18 protein-coding genes are annotated in these 21,670 nt (G+C 37.6%); 10 read left to right on the top strand and 8 right to left on the bottom strand.

What is annotated here, in order from left to right; all coding sequences use genetic code 11:
* The first annotated feature begins 310 nt into the window (after positions 1-310).
* Entirely contained in the window at positions 311-1,585 is a 1,275-nt protein-coding gene (locus M997_RS07265; protein ID WP_064719440.1) for a DNA methyltransferase, read from the top strand.
* Positions 1,572-2,354 carry a hypothetical protein gene (locus M997_RS07260; RefSeq protein ID WP_064719439.1) on the top strand — a complete coding sequence of 261 codons (783 nt, stop codon included), beginning with the start codon at positions 1,572-1,574 and terminating at the stop codon, positions 2,352-2,354. Before M997_RS07265 ends, M997_RS07260 begins: the two co-directional genes overlap by 14 nt.
* A gap of 87 nt (positions 2,355-2,441) precedes the next feature.
* Here the strand turns inward: M997_RS07260 and gndA are convergent, their stop codons facing one another.
* A complete protein-coding gene (gene gndA, locus M997_RS07255) occupies positions 2,442-3,848 on the bottom strand; it encodes an NADP-dependent phosphogluconate dehydrogenase (RefSeq protein WP_064719438.1) in 1,407 nt (468 codons plus the stop codon).
* A 243-nt stretch (positions 3,849-4,091) separates the two neighbouring features.
* On the opposite strand from gndA, the gene M997_RS07250 reads away from it, so the two are divergent.
* Together M997_RS07250 and M997_RS07245 are read left to right on the top strand one after the other, a co-directional pair.
* Entirely contained in the window at positions 4,092-5,672 is a 1,581-nt protein-coding gene (locus M997_RS07250; protein ID WP_064719437.1) for a TerC family protein, read from the top strand.
* Positions 5,673-5,746: 74 nt separating this feature from the next.
* Complete coding sequence (locus M997_RS07245; protein WP_064719436.1) at positions 5,747-6,049, top strand: hypothetical protein; 303 nt, start codon at positions 5,747-5,749, stop codon at positions 6,047-6,049.
* A gap of 114 nt (positions 6,050-6,163) precedes the next feature.
* On the opposite strand, the gene dcuC is transcribed toward M997_RS07245, so the two are convergent.
* The 5 genes from dcuC to apbC form a co-directional block, all read right to left on the bottom strand.
* Positions 6,164-7,525: an anaerobic C4-dicarboxylate transporter DcuC gene (gene dcuC, locus M997_RS07240; RefSeq protein ID WP_064719435.1), complete on the bottom strand. Its 1,362-nt coding sequence runs from the start codon at positions 7,523-7,525 to the stop codon at positions 6,164-6,166.
* Between the two features lie 277 nt (positions 7,526-7,802).
* Positions 7,803-9,737 carry an outer membrane assembly protein AsmA gene (gene asmA, locus M997_RS07235; protein ID WP_064719434.1) on the bottom strand — a complete coding sequence of 645 codons (1,935 nt, stop codon included), beginning with the start codon at positions 9,735-9,737 and terminating at the stop codon, positions 7,803-7,805.
* A gap of 49 nt (positions 9,738-9,786) precedes the next feature.
* A complete protein-coding gene (gene dcd, locus M997_RS07230; RefSeq protein ID WP_064719433.1) occupies positions 9,787-10,368 on the bottom strand; it encodes a dCTP deaminase in 582 nt (193 codons plus the stop codon).
* 68 nt (positions 10,369-10,436) lie between these two features.
* Positions 10,437-11,078: a uridine kinase gene (gene udk / locus M997_RS07225; protein WP_064719432.1), complete on the bottom strand. Its 642-nt coding sequence runs from the start codon at positions 11,076-11,078 to the stop codon at positions 10,437-10,439.
* Positions 11,079-11,290: 212 nt separating this feature from the next.
* Positions 11,291-12,403, bottom strand: a complete 1,113-nt coding sequence (gene apbC / locus M997_RS07220) for an iron-sulfur cluster carrier protein ApbC (protein WP_064719431.1) — start codon at positions 12,401-12,403, stop codon at positions 11,291-11,293.
* A gap of 204 nt (positions 12,404-12,607) precedes the next feature.
* On the opposite strand from apbC, the gene metG reads away from it, so the two are divergent.
* The 6 genes from metG (at position 12,608) to sanA (ending at position 19,802) form a co-directional block, all read left to right on the top strand.
* Positions 12,608-14,635: a methionine--tRNA ligase gene (gene metG / locus M997_RS07215; protein WP_064719430.1), complete on the top strand. Its 2,028-nt coding sequence runs from the start codon at positions 12,608-12,610 to the stop codon at positions 14,633-14,635.
* Positions 14,636-14,769: 134 nt separating this feature from the next.
* A complete protein-coding gene (locus M997_RS07210) occupies positions 14,770-15,246 on the top strand; it encodes a CidA/LrgA family protein (protein WP_064719429.1) in 477 nt (158 codons plus the stop codon).
* On the top strand, positions 15,246-15,941 hold the full coding sequence (locus M997_RS07205) for a CidB/LrgB family autolysis modulator (RefSeq protein ID WP_064719447.1): 696 nt from the start codon (positions 15,246-15,248) through the stop codon (positions 15,939-15,941). The genes M997_RS07210 and M997_RS07205 overlap by 1 nt, the downstream gene beginning before the upstream one ends.
* A 197-nt stretch (positions 15,942-16,138) precedes the next feature.
* Entirely contained in the window at positions 16,139-17,023 is an 885-nt protein-coding gene (gene cdd / locus M997_RS07200) for a cytidine deaminase (RefSeq protein ID WP_064719428.1), read from the top strand.
* A 213-nt stretch (positions 17,024-17,236) separates the two neighbouring features.
* Complete coding sequence (locus M997_RS07195) at positions 17,237-18,934, top strand: NAD-dependent malic enzyme (RefSeq protein ID WP_064719427.1); 1,698 nt, start codon at positions 17,237-17,239, stop codon at positions 18,932-18,934.
* A 142-nt stretch (positions 18,935-19,076) separates the two neighbouring features.
* Positions 19,077-19,802: an outer membrane permeability protein SanA gene (sanA, locus tag M997_RS07190; protein ID WP_064719426.1), complete on the top strand. Its 726-nt coding sequence runs from the start codon at positions 19,077-19,079 to the stop codon at positions 19,800-19,802.
* Here sanA and yeiB read toward each other — a convergent pair.
* Both yeiB and folE read right to left on the bottom strand, forming a co-directional pair.
* Positions 19,799-20,950, bottom strand: a complete 1,152-nt coding sequence (gene yeiB, locus M997_RS07185; RefSeq protein WP_064719425.1) for a DUF418 domain-containing protein YeiB — start codon at positions 20,948-20,950, stop codon at positions 19,799-19,801. The two genes, sanA and yeiB, sit on opposite strands and share 4 nt — an antisense overlap.
* A 9-nt stretch (positions 20,951-20,959) precedes the next feature.
* Entirely contained in the window at positions 20,960-21,619 is a 660-nt protein-coding gene (folE, locus tag M997_RS07180; RefSeq protein ID WP_064719424.1) for a GTP cyclohydrolase I FolE, read from the bottom strand.
* Positions 21,620-21,670: the final 51 nt, after the last annotated feature.

The raw sequence follows: 21,670 nt of genomic DNA, 5'->3' as shown, positions 1-21,670 counted from the left end.
AGTGGTAAAGTTACTGCCGAAATGATGGAACAAGAAAATATTTCAATGACGGACATAATAGAGAACGATAAATTAAATTCACAGTAGAACTTCCTGTAAAATAATTTATTAATTATTCTTCTATCATCTAAAAGAGCACCATGGTGCTCTTTTTTTTGAATAATTTTTCTTAAATTACTCAACTTATAAACTATGGTTACAAACCTGTTCTGAACAGGTAAAATCGATAATCAGCAAACTGGAATTATCAATAAAAATTATTTTTACTGCCTAGTAACGATAGAAAAACATTAAAAAGTTGATTTATTATATGAGTTATATTGCACAAAAAAACAATGGAATAGAGTTAAACCGATTTTATGAAGAGGATAAAGCCATTCATGATTGGTACCGGTTCGTTCTATCTTACCCTCCTCATTTAGTAAGAAAGTATATTGAAATTTTTGATTTAAATTCTGACTCTGTTGTTCTTGATCCTTTTTGTGGAACTGGGACAACACTCGTTGAATCTAAAAAATTAGGAATTAAATCAATTGGAATAGAAGCGAATCCTGTTGTTCAAATGTGTGCTTCAACAAAAGTAAATTGGAATATCGATGTAATCCAAGTAAGAAAAAATGCCGAAAAAATCGCAGATATAGCTAAAAATAAAATTAAAAATGAAACCACTTCTTTTAGATATTTAAGTGAAGACAAAGAAAAGTTAATTATTAAAAACTCAATAAGCCAATTACCATTACATAAAACATTAATACTTATTGAAATAGTAAATAAATATGCAGATGAATATTTATCTTTTTATAAAACTGCACTAGCAAAACATATCGTTTTTTCTTTCAGTAATCTTAAATTTGGCCCGGAAGTAGGAGTGGGTAGAAAGAAAAAATTAGATGCTGATGTTGTTGATATATGGCTCAAAGCTGTACATTCAATGTGTGATGATATTGTTATTCATGATAATAACAAAGATATTTCTAGCCACGTTTTTTTAGCAGACTCAAGAAACGATCTTTATTTAATCGATGATAACTCCATTGATGCTGTCATTACGTCACCGCCCTATCCAAATGAAAAAGATTATTCAAGAACAACTCGTTTAGAATCTGTTTTATTAAATTTTGTTGAAACAAAAGAAGAGCTAAGAATATTAAAAAAAGGATTGTTAAGATCAAATACTCGCGGTATTTACAAAGGAGATGATGATTTAAATTGGATAGAAGACAATGTTAGTGTCACACACTTAGCGGATTTAATTGAAAATAAACGTATTGAATTGGGCAAAACTTCAGGCTTTGAAAAATTATATCACAAAGTAGTGAGATTATATTTCGGTGGAATGGCTAAACATTTGCATGATTTAAAACCTAAATTAAAAGATGGTGCTAAGCTGGCTTATGTTGTTGGTGATCAAGCATCTTATTTCCGAATACCAATTAGAACTGGCCATTTATTGTCAGAAATTGCAGAACAGCTTGGATATAAAGTTATTGGTATTGATCTATTTAGAACAAGAATATCAACTGTAACAAAAGATATGTTAAATGAAGAAGTTTTATTATTAGAGTTTAATCATGAAAAAAAATAGATACGAATCAATAATTGAAGGTATTTTCTTAGATAAATACGTTGATGGTAATGATATTGTTGAATTTAATCGTACTGATATCATTTCTAAATCAGCTGAATTAGATATTAATCTGCCAAAAAATATTGGTGATGTAATTTATTCATTTAAATATAGAGCTTCGTTACCCGTATCTATAACCCAAAAAGCACAAAATGGGAAGGAATGGGTAATAAAAAATATCGGGCGTTCTTTATATTGCTTTCAACAAGTTAACTATTCAAGAATATTACCTGATATGATGTTATCGACAATAAAAATACCAGATTCAACACCAACAATAGTTGCTGAGCATGCCTTTAATGATGAACAAGCATTATTAACAAGAGTCAGATACAATCGATTAATCGATATATTTACAGGTGCAGTTTGTTACTCATTACAAAATCATCTAAGAACAACAGTGCCTTCTGTAGGACAAATTGAAACTGATGAAATATATGTTGGTGTTGACCGTTTGGGAAGACAATTTATTTTTCCTGTGCAAGCTAAAGGAGGAAAAGATGAATTGGGTATTGTTCAAATAGAACAAGACTTTCTACTATGTAGGCATAAATACCCCAACTTGATTTGTAGACCCATAGCAACACAATTTATTTCGAATGATAAAATAGCCATTTTTGAATTTGTATTAGAAAATAATGAAGTAAAAAAATTACAAGAAAAGCATTATTTATTAGTTGGTAAAGGGCAAATTAGCGTCGATGAGCTATCCAACTACAATTTTTAATATCAAATTAAATTGAAAATAAAAAAGGCGCTAAATATTTAGCACCTTTTATTATATTGATAAGCTTATCACTTAAAATCTAAAGCCTTATTCCATCCATTCAGTATGGAATACGCCATCTTTATCAGTACGTTTATAAGTATGTGCACCAAAATAATCACGCTGAGCCTGAATTAAATTCGCAGGTAACACTTGTGCACGATAGCTATCGTAATAAGAAATTGCAGCTGAGAAAGTTGGTGTAGGAATACCTGCTTGAACGCCATAACAAACCACATCACGCAGAGCTTGTTGATATTCGTCCGCTATATTTTTGAAGTAAGGCGCTAATAACAAGTTAGCAATGCTTGCATCTTCATTATAGGCATCTGTAATTTTTTGTAGGAATTGTGCACGGATAATACAGCCAGCGCGGAAAATTTTCGCGATTTCACCGTAGTTCAGATCCCAATTATATTCATCTGATGCTGCTTTTAGTTGTTGGAAACCTTGAGCATAAGAAACTATTTTACCTAAATAAAGGGCACGGCGAACATTTTCAATAAAGGCTTTTTTATCGCCAGTAAATGCTTTAGGTGCTGGGCCTGATAGTACTTTAGATGCTGCGACACGTTGATCTTTTAATGAAGAGATATAACGAGCAAATACAGATTCAGTGATAAGTGTTACTGGAACACCTAAATCTAATGAACTTTGACTCGTCCATTTACCAGTACCTTTATTAGCGGCTTCATCAAGAATAACATCAACCAGATATTTACCTTCGTCATCTTTTTTACGGAAAATATCAGCTGTGATTTCGATTAAATAACTACTTAATTCGCCTTGATTCCACTCAGTAAACGCTTGCGCTAACTCTTCGTTAGATAAACCTAAAGAGTGTTTTAATACCGAATAAGCTTCAGCAATTAGTTGCATATCGCCATATTCGATACCGTTATGAACCATTTTCACATAGTGACCAGCGCCATCGGCACCAATATAAGTAACGCAAGGCTCGCCATCAGCAACAGCAGCAATTTTTTCAAGAATTGGAGCCACTAATTCATAGGCTTCTTTTTGTCCACCCGGCATAATTGAAGGGCCTTTTAATGCACCCTCTTCACCGCCTGAAACACCTGTACCAATAAAATTGAAACCTTGTGCAGATAATTCTCGATTACGACGAATAGTATCTTTAAAGAAAGTATTTCCGCCATCAATAAGGATATCGCCCTTATCTAAATGAGGAGTCAGTGCAGCAATTGTTTTGTCTGTAGCTTCACCGGCTTTTACCATTAATAAAATACGACGCGGTTTTTCTAATGAATCAACAAATTCTTCAATAGAATAATTAGCTACTAGTTTTTTACCCGGGTTTTCAGCGATAACTTCGTTTGTTTTATCACTTGAACGGTTGTAGATAGATACAGAATAACCACGGCTTTCAATATTTAGCGCAAGGTTACGTCCCATAACTGCCATACCAACCACGCCGATTTGCTGTTTTGACATGAAATAACTCCCGTCTGAAAATATACCTGCCAGTATCTAAGTACTGACAATTTGTTAACCTGATCACATAGTAACTCACTCTATCAATTGGTGGTAGTTATTGATGCAATCGATATCGCTCTGTTTCACGTAAAATGAAATTATTACCTCTATATTGATAATAAATTATTGAAAAATTCCTTCAAATTGCTCATTATTCCTAAGTCGGCATGAGCCGTCTTTATAGAAGGTAAAACAAACTGTATGGAATGGATCGTAGATCCGACGATATGGGCTGGACTGGCCACCCTTATTGTTCTTGAAATCGTACTAGGTATCGATAACCTTGTTTTCATTGCCATTCTGGCAGATAAACTTCCAGCAAAATTAAGAGATAAAGCTCGTATAACAGGTTTATTATGCGCTTTAATCATGCGCGTTGTTCTGTTATTTAGCCTATCTTGGTTAATTACACTAACCAAGCCAATTATCACTTTATTTGATCATCCTTTCAGTGCAAGAGACTTAATCATGCTTGTTGGGGGGATATTCTTGCTGTTCAAAGCCACAATGGAGCTTAATGAACGACTAGAAGGTAAAGATCACAACGAAGGAAAACAACGCAAAACTACCCGATTTTGGTCCGTAGTAGCGCAAATTATCGTGCTAGATGCCGTGTTCTCACTAGATTCTGTGATAACCGCTGTTGGTATGGTTGATCATTTGGGTGTCATGGTTGCAGCAGTGACTATTGCAATGTTCTTGATGATCCTTGCAAGTAAGCCATTAACTACTTTTGTTAACAACCACCCAACCATTGTTATTTTGTGTTTAAGCTTCTTGCTGATGATTGGTTTTGCACTGGTTGCCGAAGGTTTTGGTTATGCCATTCCAAAAGGTTATCTGTATGCTGCGATAGGTTTCTCTATCATGATAGAGGTATTTAATCAGCTCGCACAATTTAACCGTCGCCGCTTCTTAACAGCGTCTCGTTCTTTACGTGAACGTACAGCTGATGCGGTTCTACGGATTATCAATGGTAAGCCTGATGCTGCTGAATTAGATCCTCATACTTCTGATTTAATTGCGAATACAGAAGAAGCGTTTGATCCTCAAGAACGTCAAATGATTGTACGTGTGCTTGGATTAAGCCAGCGAAACGTAAACAGCATAATGACATCGCGCCATGATGTGGAATACGTCGATTTAAACGCAACTCAAGATGATATTCGTGAATTATTAGAGAAAGATCCACATTCACGTCTGGTTATTACTGATGAACAACACAGCGATGAACCTGTTGGTGTTGTTAATGTTATCCAATTACTGAATCAGCAGTTGCGTGATGAAGAGCTAAATTTACGTTTGCTAGTAAAGCAACCGCTTATTTTCCCTGAAGGTTTATCACTATTACAAGCATTAGAACAATTTCGTAATGCGCATACTCATTTTGCGTTTGTCGTTGACGAATTTGGTTCTGTTGAAGGTATTGTGACATTAACCGATGTCATGGAAACTATTGCAGGTAACTTACCTGTTAGCTCAGAAGAAAACGATTCTCGCCACGATATCTCACAGAATGAAGATGGCTCATGGACCGTTAATGGCTTCACTCCACTTGAAGATTTAGTACTTTATATTCCTATCAAGTTGGATGAAAAGCGTGAGTATGAAACGCTTGCTGGCTTACTCATGGAACACTTACAACGTGTGCCAAGAGTGGGTGAGAAAATCATGATTGATGGCATTGAATTCGAGCCATTAGAAGTCAATAATCACCGCATTAATAAAGTCCGCATCGTCGAACCTGTTGTTGATGATGAAGAAAACGTTGATGAAGCGTAATCTCATTTAAACTTTTCAATATCCGCCTTTATGGCGGATATTTTTTATCTCATTTTTTTGTTATAAGAACCAGCATGAATAATAGCGTCAGAGTCAAAATTATTTGGTTAACTGTCGATGAAGGTGGGCGAAAATCATCACCGCCTATGCGTGGTTTTTATTATCCAATGACATTGCTACCTAACGAGCCTAACGCTTGGAGTTTAACCATTGACATCATTCAAACACTAAAAGAGCAAGAACGGTGGGTAAGCGAAGGGAATTTACAATTTTTAGTCGAACAAGCACCTCATCACTTATTAAAAATATTAGATATAATTGAAATTTATGAAGGGCCTAAAAAAGTGGCTAGCGCCTTTATTCAATCGACACAATAACCCCCCATTCCTACCTTTCAATAATACATATAAAAAAGCGGACTTTGTTATCAACAAAGCCCGCCAATAAAGCGATAACTAAATAAGTTAACGTGAATTTAATCTTTTAAATAATTAACCTAAAGTACTTGGTACTAAAATCTCGGTAGCAACAATAACGATCACTAAACCCACTAATACAGGGACAGAAACGCGTTTCATCACTTCAAAAGGTGAGATTTTTGCCATACCTGATACCGCCACAACAACACCCGAAACTGGTGATAATGTACGACCTAAGTTTGATGCTTGTAACATAGGAATAGTTAAGTAAGCAGGGTTAACACCCATATTGTTTGCTAAGCGCGGAATTAATTCAACGAAAGCATAGAATGGCGCATTACCAGAACCCGTTGTCATAGCTGCTAACATGGTGATAAGGACTAATGCAATCATCATAACAATCGCACCTGAGCCCAATGCCTGTGCACCGTCAATTAACGCATTAATAAAGCCAACGGTTGTTAAGCCCTGCGCGAAGACACCTGCTGCAACTAATAACATAACAACTTGTGCAAAGGCATCGGCCATACCACGATAAGCGACTTCTAAGCCTTCAAAAACTTGTTTAGCGCTAAAACTACGCATAAATTCGATAACTGCCGCTAACATCATACAGATAATAATAATCGCGACGATATGTAATTCAGGTAACCATTTACCATCAAACACTAAAACACCAATAATTGGCGTAAATGGTAAAATAGCGTAGAAACTTGGAGCATGAGTTTTGATCTCATTCACATCTAACATTTCTGTTTCAATGTGCTCTTTACGGTCAAGATAACGCTGCCAGAAGAAGTGAGCGATACACATACCAATGATCGCAGCAATAGAAATAGGCAATGTTGTTTTGAATGCAAAATCAATTAACGGCATTTTAGACGCTTCTGCGGCTAAAATTACATCTCCTGATGTCGGCGCTAAAATAATTGAGGCTGGAGATGCACAAATAGCCGCTGCTGCACCACGACTTATTCCCATATTAACCATAACTGGGAACAATGTTGCCATTAACAACACGCCTAAACCTGTAGCAGAAGAAACAGCCAATGACATTAAGCAAGCAACAATATAAGCCGCAACCATTAAAAGATAAGGTGAGTTGATCATTTTTAGTGGACGAGAAGCTAATTTCACCACCACATCATTGGCGCCAATGTGTGTCATATAAGCGGCAAAACCACAAAGTATCATGATCATCATACCTAAATCGCCACCACGGCTCATAAGTAGATTTTTCACATACTCAACGATATCAATTAAACCATAACCTGTTGCTGCTGCACTTGGTGGTAATACTGCTCTGCCCATTATTACGCTGATAATCAGTAATAATAAACCACCTGTCATTAAAACACCGGTTGGTGAGTAGCCTTTAACGATATAGCGTCCGACGCCCACAGCGACCAGAGCACCAATAAGAATTTCGATCATTTACACAGTTCCTGTCATACATAGTGATTAATAAAATGAAGTGTTTTATTGTTATCATCATTTTTGCGTTTTGCGCGATTGAGACACTCTGCCCAAAGCGAACAGAGCAGTGTATGACATATATCAAAAAAAATGACTATTTTTTTATGTCTATATAGCACGAATGCTTAGTTTTTATTCAAAATATAAATTAAATGATAGATATAAAGAAAAAAGCACAGGATCATTAAGATAGTGTGCTTTTATTCACGATGTGATGGAGTTAAAAATTACGATGTTATAGCTTTTTCAATAACTGATTAAGAGCCTTTACTTCTGGGCTTTCATCTTGTTTGTTAAGCCAGTTATCAATAGCTTGTTTCGCTTTCTGTTGCAGTTGATCTCGAAATAATTTTTCTACATTAAATTCGTATTGAATTGCGCTCCAGTCACCATAAAGTCGCAAAGGAATAGCAATTTTAGTTAACTGACGGACAAATTCATTTTCTTTTCCCCAACCTTTTTTAATATTAACCAGCAACATAATATCAAGATTATGGCGTTGAAGATTAACCTCACCTTGTCCTTTTATACTTGCTATATCAGCTTGAGCATCAAGCGCCGTTAAAGTAATACGCCCTTTTTGTCTTAATTTAAATTGGGCGATAACACTATCTGCTTGTGTATAGTTGGTAATATCTTCAGGAGACATCACTTTATCTGTAGCTTGCGCAATTGATTGTTGAATAACTTGAGGAATATTTAAACCATACATTTTAAACTGCGTGAGTGTAGTATTCAAATTACCTTGCCAGCTATTAAGAAACGCATCGCGGTTATATCCCGTACCGTCTAAATTTCCGTTCGCTGAAATAAAACCGCTAAAGTTTTCAGGCTGTTCAAAAGCACGTAATAATGGCTGTAATGGGATCTCTTTCATAGTGATATCCATGCTGATATGGGCAGGAATAACACTGGTCGACACGACAATAGGAAGAGAAAACTCACCATTAAGAATTTGCCCTGCTAATGTTTGGATTTTTAACGCATTTTGTTTATTTTCAGCATCTACTTTAAAATTATTAATTTCTAAATCTTTATAAATCAATTTGTTAAATGCTAATTTAACCGCAAATTCAATATTACCCCAATGAGTTAAATCATAATCTTTATTTTCATCATTCATAGAGGTAATAACAGGACGAGTCATAATTGTTGCATTAGGCGCAGGGGCGGCATACGCCGTGTTAAATAATGCGAATGACTGTGGTTTTGTCTTGTCTGATTTCGGCGTAATTAATGCGGCCTCAGATTCTTTATCTGGCGCTATATTTGGCAATAATGTATTAAGATTTAAAGAGTCACTATTTAAAACCACTTCATACCGTGCTTTTTTTGCAAAATTAGCACTAATATGTCCCTGAAGTTGGTTTTCATTAGCCAGTAAAATTAAATTATCAAATGAGAGACTATTTGAATTGCCATTTTTATAGCTAAAAGCAGAGGTTAAGTTGCCTTGAATCCCGCTTTCAGGAAACCCCATTCCGGATAAAATATAATCAAACTGCGTAATATTACCGCTAATTTGATATGGATATTCACTCATATCCACATCAGCATTTAGATTAAATGCAATTTCTCGACGATCACGATTTACTTTCGTGCTCATCTCTAGCGTTACTTGCTGTTGAGCATCTGTTTTAAGCGATAAATTAATATCGCGTAAATTGAGCTGTTCACCATCACCTGTTTGCCAAATCAGCAAGCTATCGGTGATATTTACCTTGGCAATATTTAACTGCCAACGATTTGTTTTAGGTTCAATATTTGAATGAGATTGGCTTTTCGATATTGCAGGTGGGGCAACCTTAGGGATAGCTCTACTTTCTGGTGTTTGTCGAACAACTGCACCTTTTAGCATAACTTCTTTTATTTCGAGCTGATGAGAAAGTAGCGGCCATAATTCAACATCAAGGCGCATATTATCTGCGGTAATTAAAGGTTGCTCTGCATCAGGTGCAGAAAGCGACATATTACCTGTAATAATGCTGAGTTTTGGCCATACATGCCAGCGCATATCATCTTGTAATGTCAGCTTATAACCGCTTTGTTTTTCAACTCGTTCAACTAAATATCCACGGAAATCATTGGGGTTAATGAGCAAAACTAATGCAGTTAAGCCAGCAATAATAACGACAAGCAAAATAGCCAGTGTTGTCAGAAACCTTTTCATATAATTACCCGTTTTAGTAAAATCTGATAATAATTACTGTAAAGAATAGTTAATCTTCACTAATTCGACTACCAACAGCCCCTTGCTGATTTTTATATTTTGCATCTTGGCGGCGATTATAAGGTCTATCCGCAGAGCCTGACATGGGTTCAAAACTTAATGCACCAATCACCATGCCTGGTCTTAATGCTAATGGTAGTTTTCCTGAATTAAAAAACTCTAATACAATTTGTCCATGCCAGCCCGGATCAATACGATGAGCAGTAACATGCACCATTAAACCTAAACGTGCTAATGAAGAACGTCCATCTAACCATCCCACCACATTATCGGGCAAAGTAACAGACTCAAGAGTCACAGCCAGAGCCAACTCTCCAGGATGTAAATAAAAAGCTTCACCTTCAAGCAAAACAATTTCATCACTCATAACTCGTTCTAATGCTTCATTAACTTCAGCTTTAGGACCACTAAGATCGATATAAGCGGCAGTATGCCCTTGGAAAACACGAAATTGATTTCCTAAACGAACATCCGCTGTTGCGCCGTTAATTCGCTCAATAGGCGGGCGAGGTTCAATAACCAACTTTCCGTCATCTAGCCACTGAATAATATCACGGTCGCACAATCGCATTTTATTTCCCTCTTCAAGTTAAATAGGCAGTTTCATCATGCATGAAAGCTGCCCACAAATGAAACTAATTATTCGCAAAACTGTCCGATTTTTGCTTTTAAGATATCTATCGCCACGCGGTTTTTACCGCCTCTTGGAACAATAATATCGGCATATTGTTTAGAAGGTTCGATAAATTGAAAGAACATAGGACGAACGGTTTTATTATATTGTTCAATAACCGAATCTAAACTGCGTCCACGTTCGTTAACATCACGTTTAATACGACGCATCAAGCAAATATCAAGTGGCGTGTCTACAAAGATAGAAAAATCCATCTCTTCACGTAGACGTTTATCTGTTAATAACAGAATACCTTCAATAATAATAACTTTTTTTGGTTTAAAATGAATGGTTTCTGGCTTGCGAGTGTGAGCAACGTAGTCATATTGAGGGAGTTCGATGGCATTTCCTGCTTTGAGTTCACACAAGTGTTGATATAAAAGTGAGTGATCCATCGAATTGGGGTGGTCATAATTAACCTTATATCGCTCTTCCATCGTTAAATCACTTTGGTCACGATAGTAACAATCTTCGGGTATCACTCCGATATTATGATCACCTACTTGCGCTCTTAATTCACGGTAAAGCGTGCTTGCAATAAGACTTTTACCTGAAGCAGAGGCTCCAGCGATACCTACAATTGTGCACTGATGTGCTGTGTCAGCCATAATTAAAAAAACCTGGTTTGAAATAAAAAGAGGGATAACGTAATAATATGGAAACATTACGCTAGCGCAGATTATAGTTTTGAAATCATTCAGGTTCCAGAGTAAAACCAGAAATCTATTTATTTTTTATCAAAAATAGTCAGAAATAATAGATAAAAAAATGGAAAGCCAAATAACTTCCCATTTTAATCAATAAATTATTCGAATGATGCTTAAACTGCGCGGAAAGAAATTTCCGTCGCAATAGTGTCACCATCCCAGAACATTTGTGCTGATACATTCGATGCAATTTCACGATAAATATCGGCAAATTCACCTTCAGGATCACGCATTACTGTTGGTTGGCCACGATCTAAGTCTTCACGTAAAGAGATATGCAGTGGAATTTGACCTAACAGTAAACAGTTATATTTTTCAGCTAATTTTGCCGCACCACCTGTTCCAAAAATAGGTTCTAGGTGGCCACAGTTACTGCAAATATGCGCGCTCATGTTTTCAATAATACCTAATACAGGTACATTGACTTTCTTAAACATGACGATGCCTTTCATTGCATCCACCAACGCAATATCTTGCGGAGTTGTCACAACAACAGCGGCAGTCACAGGGATATTTTGCGATAAGGTTAGCTGAATATCACCAGTGCCCGGTGGCATATCGATAACCAGATAATCCAAATCAGGCCATAGCGTGTCTTGCAGCATTTGCATTAACGCCTTACTTGCCATAGGACCACGCCAAACCATCGCATTATCATCAGTAACCAAATAACCGATAGAGTTAGATGCTAATCCGTAAGCCATGATTGGCGCCATATGCTGACCATCTGGAGATGTAGGACGCTCCATCGTAGTACCTAACATATTTGGAATAGAAGGCCCATAAATATCAGCATCAAGAATACCCACTTTTGCACCTTCTTGCGCTAATGCTAAAGCAAGGTTCACCGCAGTACTTGATTTACCAACACCACCTTTACCGGAACTCACGGCAAGAATATTACGAACACCATTTACACCTGGCAAATCATTAGCACGGCGTAAAGTTGAAATATTATGCTTAAGTTTCCATTCAATGGCTTTTGCACCTGTGATTTCGCGAAGTTCAGCTGTTTTTTCTTCAATTAGCATTTGGAAAGGTTTTTTCCAAACAAATGGCATCACTAATTCGATATGAAGAACATCGTCAATCATCGCACATTGGTGTAATGCTTTTAATGAAAGCAGGTTACGCTTCAATGTCGGGTGTTCAAAAGTAGACAAGACACCTGAAACTTTTTCTTTCAGAATCTCAGGGGTGGTCTGCTCGGGGGATTTTTCACTCATCCCGGCTCCTCTCGTTTTCATTATTTATTAAATATATGAGTGCATCCATCATATCAGATAGTCGATGACTACGATAATGCCTTACCTCAATTTGCTAACGGAAATTTCTCTTGCAAAAACTCCGTTATTGCCCTAGCGACATGATGGCGGATAGGTTAACATCAAAGTCCCTTTTATTAATTTTATGGAAGTAAGATCCTTACTATGTCTCACGTCGCGAATAAATTATTGGTAACCTGCGCGTTACCTTATGCTAACGGTTCAATTCATCTCGGTCATATCCTTGAGCACATTCAGGCAGATATCTGGGTCCGTTACCACCGAATGCGCGGCAAAGAAGTTCATTTCATCTGCGCTGACGATGCTCACGGCACACCAATTATGCTGAAAGCTCAACAACTGGGTATTACCCCAGAAGCTATGATAGACGAAATGAGCCAAGAGCATCAGCAGGATTTTGCGGGTTTTAATATTAGCTATGATAACTATCACTCAACTCACAGTGATGAAAGTCGTGAATTATCGACTAAAATTTATCTTGCGCTAAAACAAAATGGCCATATTAAAAGCAAAACTATTTCTCAGCTTTATGACGAAGAAAAAGGCATGTTTTTGCCTGACCGCTTTGTAAAAGGCACTTGCCCTAAATGTAAAGCAGAAGATCAATATGGCGATAATTGCGAAGTATGTGGCTCAACATACAGCCCAACAGAGTTAATTAATCCTCGTTCTGTTGTTTCTGGTTCAACGCCTGTCATGCGTCAAACTGAGCACTATTTCTTTGATCTACCCGCTTTTAGCAATATGTTACAAGCATGGATCCGCTCTGGCGCACTGCAAGAGCAAGTTGCGAACAAAATGCAAGAGTGGTTCGACAGTGGTTTGCAGCAGTGGGATATCACTCGTGATGCGCCTTATTTTGGTTTTGAAATTCCAGATGCGCCGGGTAAATATTTCTACGTTTGGCTAGATGCTCCTATTGGTTACATGAGCTCATTCTTAAATCTATGTGAAAAACGTGGTGACTTAAGTTTTGATGAGTTTTGGAATAAAGACAGCAAAACCGACCTTTATCACTTTATTGGTAAAGATATTGTCTATTTCCACAGCTTATTCTGGCCAGCAATGTTAGAAGGCAGTGAATACCGTAAACCAACAAACCTATTTGTTCATGGTTATGTCACCGTCAATGGTGCCAAGATGTCTAAATCTCGTGGTACTTTTATTACTGCGCGTGCTTATCTTGACCATTTTGATGCTGATTGCCTACGTTATTACTATGCAGCGAAACTTTCATCACGCATTGATGATATTGACCTAAACTTAGAAGACTTTGTGCAACGCGTAAATAGCGACATCGTTAACAAAGTGGTTAACCTCGCTTCTCGTACCGCAGGTTTTATCAGTAAACGTTTTGATGGCAAATTAGCAAACACCTTAGATGATGCTAAGCTTTATCAGCACTTTGTTGATATGCAAACTACTATTGCTCAATCATTTGAGAGCCGTGAATACGGTAAAGCTATTCGTGAAATTATGGCATTAGCTGATGAAGCAAACCGTTATATTGACGAAAAAGCACCGTGGGTTGTGGCAAAACAAGAAGGCAAAGATGCTGAGTTACAGGCAATTTGTACAATGGGAATTAACTTATTCCGTGTACTTATGACTTACCTGAAACCAATTTTACCTTCATTAACCGAACGTACTGAAGCCTTTTTGCAAACAGAGTTAACATGGGATTCATTGGCTCAACCTCTTTTAGGTACAGAAATCACCAAATTTAAAGCATTGTTTAACCGTATTGATATGGATAAAGCAGATGCAATGGTTGAAGCATCAAAAAGTACTATTGCGCCAATTAAAGAAGTCTCAGGGCCATTAGCTGATGATCCCATTCAAGAAACGATTAAGTTTGACGATTTTGCTAAAATCGATATGCGCATTGCTGAAATTAAACAAGCAGATTTCGTTGAAGGTTCTGACAAACTGCTAAAATTAATTTTAGATTTAGGTGGTGAAACACGCCAAGTATTCTCTGGAATTCGTACAGCATACCCAGATCCAAAAGTGTTAGAAGGTCGCTTAACTGTTATGGTGGCAAACTTAGCACCTCGTAAAATGCGTTTTGGTATTTCAGAAGGCATGGTCATGGCAGCAGGTCCTGGCGGCGAAGATATCTTCTTACTTAGCCCAGACAATGGTGCAAAACCGGGTCAACAAGTGAAATAATCACCAAAATTCATTTGCCAGATAAATAAATGGCGGGGTTCTATAAGAGCCCCGCTCTTTTTTTATTGTGATCCATAGCACACTTTCAAAATCGGTGTATGATAAATCTGTTAGTTGATTTAGGACACTTACTTATGAAATCTAATCGGGCACGAGTGCGGATTACACTTTGGCATTATCTACGCGCTTTTCTTGTACTCTATCTTTGTCTTTTTGCTGGTAATCTTATTTCAGCCCTTCTACCCTTCGCGGTTCCAGGCAGTATTGTTGGCTTACTTATTTTATTTGGTTTACTCGCTTTCCAACTTATTCCTTTACGTTGGGTAAAACCCGGTGCCAATATTTTATTAAAAAATATGACATTACTCTTTATTCCTATCGGAGTAGCAGTAATGAATTATTATGATTTATTAAGTCAGCAACTTTTCCCTATTGTTTTAGCAAGTGTGATAAGTACCTTTGGTGTTATGGCATTAGTCGCTTATTGCTCACACTATGTTCACCGTGAGCGCATTATCGTGGGTTCAAAGCCTGATATAGTTGAAGACGTTGTAGAAAAAACACAACAGAAAGACGACGATAAGGCGTTAAGTGAGAAGAAAAAATGTTAATGTTAATGAATATTTGGTGGTCGCTCCCTTTGACCATAATTGTCTTTTATTTATCACGTAAACTCGCAGCTCGTTATAAATTACCTATTTTGAATCCATTGCTTATTGGTATTGCGGTTATTATTCCTATTTTATTAATCACACATACACCCTATGAGCATTATTTTGCCGGTAGTCGTATTTTAAATGACTTATTACAACCAGCAGTGGTTGCTTTAGCCATTCCGCTTTATCAGCAATTACACCAAATTCGAGCACAGTGGAAATCACTCATTAGTATTTGTTTTATTGGTAGTGTTGCTGCGATGGTGAGTGGTACAGCAATTGCCTTATGGGCAGGTGCAACACCTGAAATCGCTGCATCAATTTTACCTAAATCGGTTACAACGCCTATTGCGATGGCTGTCGCGGACTCTATAGGTGGTATTCCTGCAATCAGTGCTGCATGTGTTATTGCAGTAGGTATTTTAGGTGCCATTTTTGGTCACACGCTATTTAAAATATTACGTATACCAACCCATGCCTCTCGTGGTTTAGCGATGGGAACAGTATCTCACGCCGTCGGAACAGCAAGAGCTGCTGAGGTTGATTATATTGAAGGTGCTTATAGTTCACTAGCATTAATGACCTGCGGTATTATTACCTCATTAACCGCACCTTTTATTTTTCCTTTTATACTTCATCTTTTTGGTTAATATTCTTGTTACGGCGACTTTTTATTCCCCAGTATAATTATTTATTCTGGGGAATAAGACCATAAATTTGAGATGCATCTCTCAATTAGCCAACTTGTTGCAATGGTTTCATTGAAAGCATGATATTAATCACATATAAGAATAGATAAAGATGCCTAAAATCTTATAATACAGAAAGATTAATGGGAGACTCATGTATGCATACTCGCTTTCAGTCAATTTGGTCAGATTTATCCCCTCAGCTACAACAAGCCCTTGCTCCTTATATTGAGCAGGATGAGTTCCCTGCCATGTTTACAGCGCAGCAGGTCAATACCATCAAAACACAGTTGCAATGTGATGATGATGCTCTTGCATTAGCACTTCTTCCTGTCGCAGCTGCTTGTGCAGTAGCGCCTATATCACATTTTAATGTTGGTGCAGTAGCTCGTGGTGAAAGCGGTAATTTGTATTTTGGTGCCAATATGGAATTTGCTGGCGCGCCATTACAACAAACAGTGCACGCGGAACAAAGTGCCATTACTCATGCATGGTTAAAGGGTGAAACACGCTTATCCGCCATTACTGTTAACTACACGCCTTGTGGCCACTGTCGTCAATTTATGAATGAGCTAAATAGCGGCACACATATTCAAATTCATTTACCCGGTAGAAAAGCAGCAACACTGGCTGATTATCTGCCTGATAGTTTTGGCCCTAAAGATCTCAATATCACTACCCTGTTAATGGATAAAGTCAATCACGGTTATCAAATTGATAACCCAAATGAATTGGTACAACTTGCATTAAAAGCAGCTAATCGTAGCCATGCACCTTATAGCCAATCTTATAGTGGGATTGCGGTTCAAATGAAAGATGGTAAAATTTTCCAAGGCAGCTATGCCGAGAATGCCGCTTTCAATCCAAGTATGCCCCCACTGCAAGCAGCCTTAATTGCATTAAATATGGCGGGTGAAAGTGTAATGGATATTGAATCTGCTGTTTTAGTTGAAAAAACAGACACTATATTAACGCAGTGGGATGCGACACAAGCGACATTAATGGCTTTAGGTTGTCGCCAGATACAACGCATCGCTTTATAGAAAATTTTAATCTATTACTCTAACAATATCGTCTAAAAGAGCATCAGCATGTAAACATTGCTGATGCTTACCAGAAAAAGTTGTAACAACTGTATCTATCTCTCATTTCCACACATAAAAATAATAAAAAAATAACATAAGCTGTACATATTTTTATTATTTTGTAGGATCTACTATTGTCATGTGACTAACTGCCTTACAAGAGTATTTTTCATGGAACTGGAACACGAAAGTAAACGCCCTCTCTATATCCCGTATGCAGGTCCAATCCTGCTTGAATTTCCCCTGTTAAATAAAGGTAGTGCTTTCAGCGAAGAAGAACGCAGCACCTTTAACTTACATGGTTTACTGCCAGAAGCAGTTGAAACAATTGAAGAACAGGTAGAACGTGCTTATCGCCAATATCTTGATTTTAAAAACGATAACGATAAACATATTTATCTTAGAAACATCCAAGACACCAATGAAACGCTATTTTACCGTTTATTGGAATCACACCTGACTGAAATGATGCCTATCATTTACACACCAACAGTCGGTGAAGCTTGTGAACATTTCTCTGATATATACCGTCGTGCGCGTGGGCTTTTTATCTCTTACCCAAATCGTGCAAATATCGACGACATGCTACAAAACGCCACCAAACAGAACGTAAAAGTGATTGTTGTCACTGATGGCGAACGTATCCTTGGTTTAGGCGATCAGGGTATCGGTGGTATGGGTATTCCTATCGGTAAGCTCTCATTATACACCGCTTGTGGTGGTATTAGCCCTGCTTATACTTTACCTGTTGTATTAGATGTTGGTACCAATAATCCACAACGATTAAACGACCCACTTTATATGGGTTGGCGTCATCCTCGTATTACGGGTGATGAATATAACGAATTCGTTGATGAATTTATTCAAGCTGTTAAACGTCGCTGGCCAAATGTTTTATTGCAATTTGAAGACTTTGCTCAGAAAAACGCAATGCCACTATTAAACCGTTATCGTGATCAATTATGTTGCTTTAACGATGATATTCAAGGTACTGCTGCTGTCACATTAGGTAGCTTAATTGCCGCCAGCCGCGCGGCGGGTCGTCAGTTAAAAGATCAGACAGTGACTTTCTTGGGTGCAGGCTCTGCTGGCTGTGGTATTGCAGAACAAATTATTGCTCAAATGAAATCTGAAGGATTAAGTGACGAGCAAGCCCGTGAACGTATTTTCATGGTTGACCGTTTTGGTTTGTTAACCGATAAGCTACCAAATCTTCTTGATTTCCAAAGTAAATTGATTCAAAAAACCGAGTCTATTGCGAGTTGGGCAACTGAAAGTGATGCTATATCGCTACTCGAAGTAGTTAAAAATGCCAAACCAACCATTCTAATTGGTGTGTCAGGACAAGCAGGCTTATTCACTGAAGAAATCATTCGTGAAATGCACAAGCATTGTGAACGCCCTATTGTGATGCCTTTATCAAACCCAACATCACGAGTTGAAGCGCGCCCTGAAGATATTATCAATTGGACTGATGGACAAGCACTGGTCGCTACCGGCAGCCCATTTGCTCCTGTAATATACAAAGAGAAAGAATATCCAATTGCACAATGCAATAACTCTTATATATTCCCGGGAATTGGTTTAGGTGCTATTGCTAGTGGTGCAAAACGGGTCACTGATGCGATGCTTATGGTTGCAAGCCGTGCATTAGCGGATTGCTCACCAATGGCGAAAGATGGTAATGGTTCACTGCTACCTTTACTTGATGAGATCCAACAAGTCTCGCGTTACATTGCAAAACAAGTAGCAAAAGAAGCGCAAGTGCAAGGTGTTGCAACTGTCACTTCAGACTCAGCATTAGATGAAGCAATAGAACAAAATTATTGGGAACCGGAATACCGTATTTATAAGCGTACTTCATTCTAATATTAATTAGAATGACTAAGTACCATTCTGAAAAGCGCGCCATTACCCAATATGATGCGCTTTTTTCTTGCTTCCCTACTCTTGCTCAAGTAGCCTTTAGTGTAATTATGTTTTTAAAATCATGCGTCACTAAGGCAAGGAAATGCTAAAACGCCTCATCTATCTATCTTTGACACTATTCACGATACTTGCTATTGCCCTTATCGCTAGTGATCGCTGGATCGGTTGGAAAACCAATCAATATATTTTTGATGATATCGATAAGCTTCCTGCTAAAAAAGTGGGTATGGTATTAGGCACATCTAAATATTATACCAGCGGTTATATTAATCAGTTTTATCAATATCGTATTCAAGGCGCTGTAAATGCTTATAACAGCGGAAAAGTACAATATTTACTATTAAGCGGCGATAACTCTCAGCACAGCTATAACGAACCTAACACCATGCGCAAAGACTTAATTAAAGCAGGTGTGCCAGCATCCCGTATTGTGATGGATTTTGCCGGGTTTAGAACGCTAGATTCCGTTGTACGTACCAAAGAAGTATTTGGTACCGATGGCTTTACCATTATTACGCAGCGCTTTCATTGTGAACGAGCCGTATTTATTGCGTTAGAAAAAGGAATTGATGCGCAATGCTTCGCAGTTGCATCACCCAAAAGTATGTTTAAGGTGCGTGTTCGCGAAATACTGGCAAGAACAGGTGCAATAATTGATCTTTATATTCTTAAGCGTGAGCCTCGCTTTTTGGGACCACCAGAAGCCATTCCACCTATTCACACTATTCCTGAAGGAACAAAAGGCTATCCTGCGGTTTCACCAGAGGAAGTTGAATTACTTCCTTTAAATGATAACAAAAGCAATTAAAAGCGTTGAGCCAACCATGTTGATGATTTACGCCATAGCCACTCCATTGGACCTTGCGGAAAATAGCGTAACCAAAAAATGGCGAATGCAATATTAATAAACCAAATAACAACGACAAAAGGCATCAATTCAGGCAAAGTAAATTGATTAAATAAGCCCATACGCTGAAAAATAACCACGCCAATAATGCTTTGCGATAAATAGATAGTCAGTGCCATTTTACCAACGCAACGTAGTGCATAAGCAAAAAACGAATATTGTATTAATGGCCAACTCCAATATAACAACGCAATATAACCCAGACTTTGTATCACTTGGATAAGCATCGTAAGTGGCTGAGCAATAATTGCAGACCAATGGTAATCCCAATTTAAATAATAGTCTGTCAACACAATACCCGTTTGTAATAACAAACTGGTGGTTAAAAAATAGAAAGCAATATAACCATAATGTGTTCGGCTAAATTTTTGTTGTAACCAACCCGAAGCCATTAGCGCAGAGCCCACCAGCATTGCACCTAATAAAAACCAGCTATACTGACGTACTAAGTTAAATAAAAACAGACTAAGTTCCTGCCAGCGAAAATAAATACTGGTAATGTAATCCCCTGTTTTCCAACTTGATTCACTTAATCGAGAAAAAGGTGTGCTATACCAAACAAAATCGGCAAAATTGCGATAATAATAAAACAACAAACCAAGAATAATAGCGCCTAAAAAATAAAGCGTTCCACCTAATACAAATTGCTGTTTTATTGTAATAGATTTAATCAACGTAAAAACAAATAACCCGCATACGGCATAAGGAAATAAAATATCTCCTTCCCAAATAAAAAGAGTATGAAACAAACCAATTAAGATAAGAATAACTAAGCGGGAGACATTCCAGATTGTCCCCCTATGCAAAAGCAAATAGAGCGTACCACCAAATAAGAGTGCAAAAATAAACAGGAATTTACCCTGTGCAAATAAATTCAACAGCATCCATGTTATACGTTCAGCAAAAGATGCCTCTCCACCATGAAGTGGATTAAACGAGGCAATTCTTAGTAACGCAAAACCAGAAATATTGAGTAATAAAATACCAAGGATCGCCATTCCTCTCAACGCATCTAACGCTTCGATACGTTGATTTGACGTATTATTCATTCATTATTCTCAAAGATGGCGAACGGCGCGTAAAAATTCCTGACGCGTATTTTGACTTGATTTAAATAGCCCACCGAGAGAGGTTGTTGTGGTGGCACTAGTAGCATCACGAATACCACGCGCTTTTACACAATAATGAACAGCATCAATAGAGACAGCTACATTTTTAGTACCAAGTAAGGTTTGTAATGCAATCAAAATTTGCTGAGTTAAACGTTCTTGTACCTGAGGGCGTTGTGCAAAAAATTGTACAATGCGATTAATTTTGGACAGGCCAATCACTTTATCTTTCGGGATATAAGCCACTATTGCTTTACCATCAATTGTCACAAAATGGTGCTCACAAGTACTGGTTAAGGTGATATCACGAACCGTAACCATTTCATCCACTTGCATTTTATTTTCAATCAGTGTGATTTTAGGGAAATTGAGATAATTTAGCCCGGAAAAAATTTCATCAACATACATTTTAGCTATGCGGCGCGGTGTTTCAGCCAAACTGTCATCACTTAAATCAAGGTTTAACAGTTTCATCACTTCTGTCATGTGATGTTCAATTTGCTGTTTACTCTCACTTGGCGATAAATTTGGTTCACGAAGAGGCGTTTCCAAACCACGTTCCACTAACGCAGCATGCACCCATTGCGCCTCTTTACTTAATGATGACATTGGACTCTCCGATAAATACGTTAATTAGCATCTGTTTTATTGCCAGCAATA

Source organism: Proteus hauseri ATCC 700826, assembly GCF_001654965.1.
In the GTDB taxonomy this organism is placed as follows: Bacteria; Pseudomonadota; Gammaproteobacteria; order Enterobacterales; family Enterobacteriaceae; genus Proteus; species Proteus hauseri.
Note: the sequence above shows the minus strand (reverse complement) of the source record. Positions and strands in the feature narration are given on the sequence as shown.

Coding starts and splice junctions, on each gene's coding strand:
- M997_RS07265 (WP_064719440.1), top strand. CDS start 311: ATGAGTTATATTGCACAAAAAAACAATGGAATAGAGTTAAACCGATTT.
- M997_RS07260 (WP_064719439.1), top strand. CDS start 1,572: ATGAAAAAAAATAGATACGAATCAATAATTGAAGGTATTTTCTTAGAT.
- gndA (WP_064719438.1), bottom strand. CDS start 3,848: ATGTCAAAACAGCAAATCGGCGTGGTTGGTATGGCAGTTATGGGACGT.
- M997_RS07250 (WP_064719437.1), top strand. CDS start 4,092: ATGGAATGGATCGTAGATCCGACGATATGGGCTGGACTGGCCACCCTT.
- M997_RS07245 (WP_064719436.1), top strand. CDS start 5,747: ATGAATAATAGCGTCAGAGTCAAAATTATTTGGTTAACTGTCGATGAA.
- dcuC (WP_064719435.1), bottom strand. CDS start 7,525: ATGATCGAAATTCTTATTGGTGCTCTGGTCGCTGTGGGCGTCGGACGC.
- asmA (WP_064719434.1), bottom strand. CDS start 9,737: ATGAAAAGGTTTCTGACAACACTGGCTATTTTGCTTGTCGTTATTATT.
- dcd (WP_064719433.1), bottom strand. CDS start 10,368: ATGCGATTGTGCGACCGTGATATTATTCAGTGGCTAGATGACGGAAAG.
- udk (WP_064719432.1), bottom strand. CDS start 11,078: ATGGCTGACACAGCACATCAGTGCACAATTGTAGGTATCGCTGGAGCC.
- apbC (WP_064719431.1), bottom strand. CDS start 12,403: ATGAGTGAAAAATCCCCCGAGCAGACCACCCCTGAGATTCTGAAAGAA.
- metG (WP_064719430.1), top strand. CDS start 12,608: ATGTCTCACGTCGCGAATAAATTATTGGTAACCTGCGCGTTACCTTAT.
- M997_RS07210 (WP_064719429.1), top strand. CDS start 14,770: ATGAAATCTAATCGGGCACGAGTGCGGATTACACTTTGGCATTATCTA.
- M997_RS07205 (WP_064719447.1), top strand. CDS start 15,246: ATGTTAATGAATATTTGGTGGTCGCTCCCTTTGACCATAATTGTCTTT.
- cdd (WP_064719428.1), top strand. CDS start 16,139: ATGCATACTCGCTTTCAGTCAATTTGGTCAGATTTATCCCCTCAGCTA.
- M997_RS07195 (WP_064719427.1), top strand. CDS start 17,237: ATGGAACTGGAACACGAAAGTAAACGCCCTCTCTATATCCCGTATGCA.
- sanA (WP_064719426.1), top strand. CDS start 19,077: ATGCTAAAACGCCTCATCTATCTATCTTTGACACTATTCACGATACTT.
- yeiB (WP_064719425.1), bottom strand. CDS start 20,950: ATGAATAATACGTCAAATCAACGTATCGAAGCGTTAGATGCGTTGAGA.
- folE (WP_064719424.1), bottom strand. CDS start 21,619: ATGTCATCATTAAGTAAAGAGGCGCAATGGGTGCATGCTGCGTTAGTG.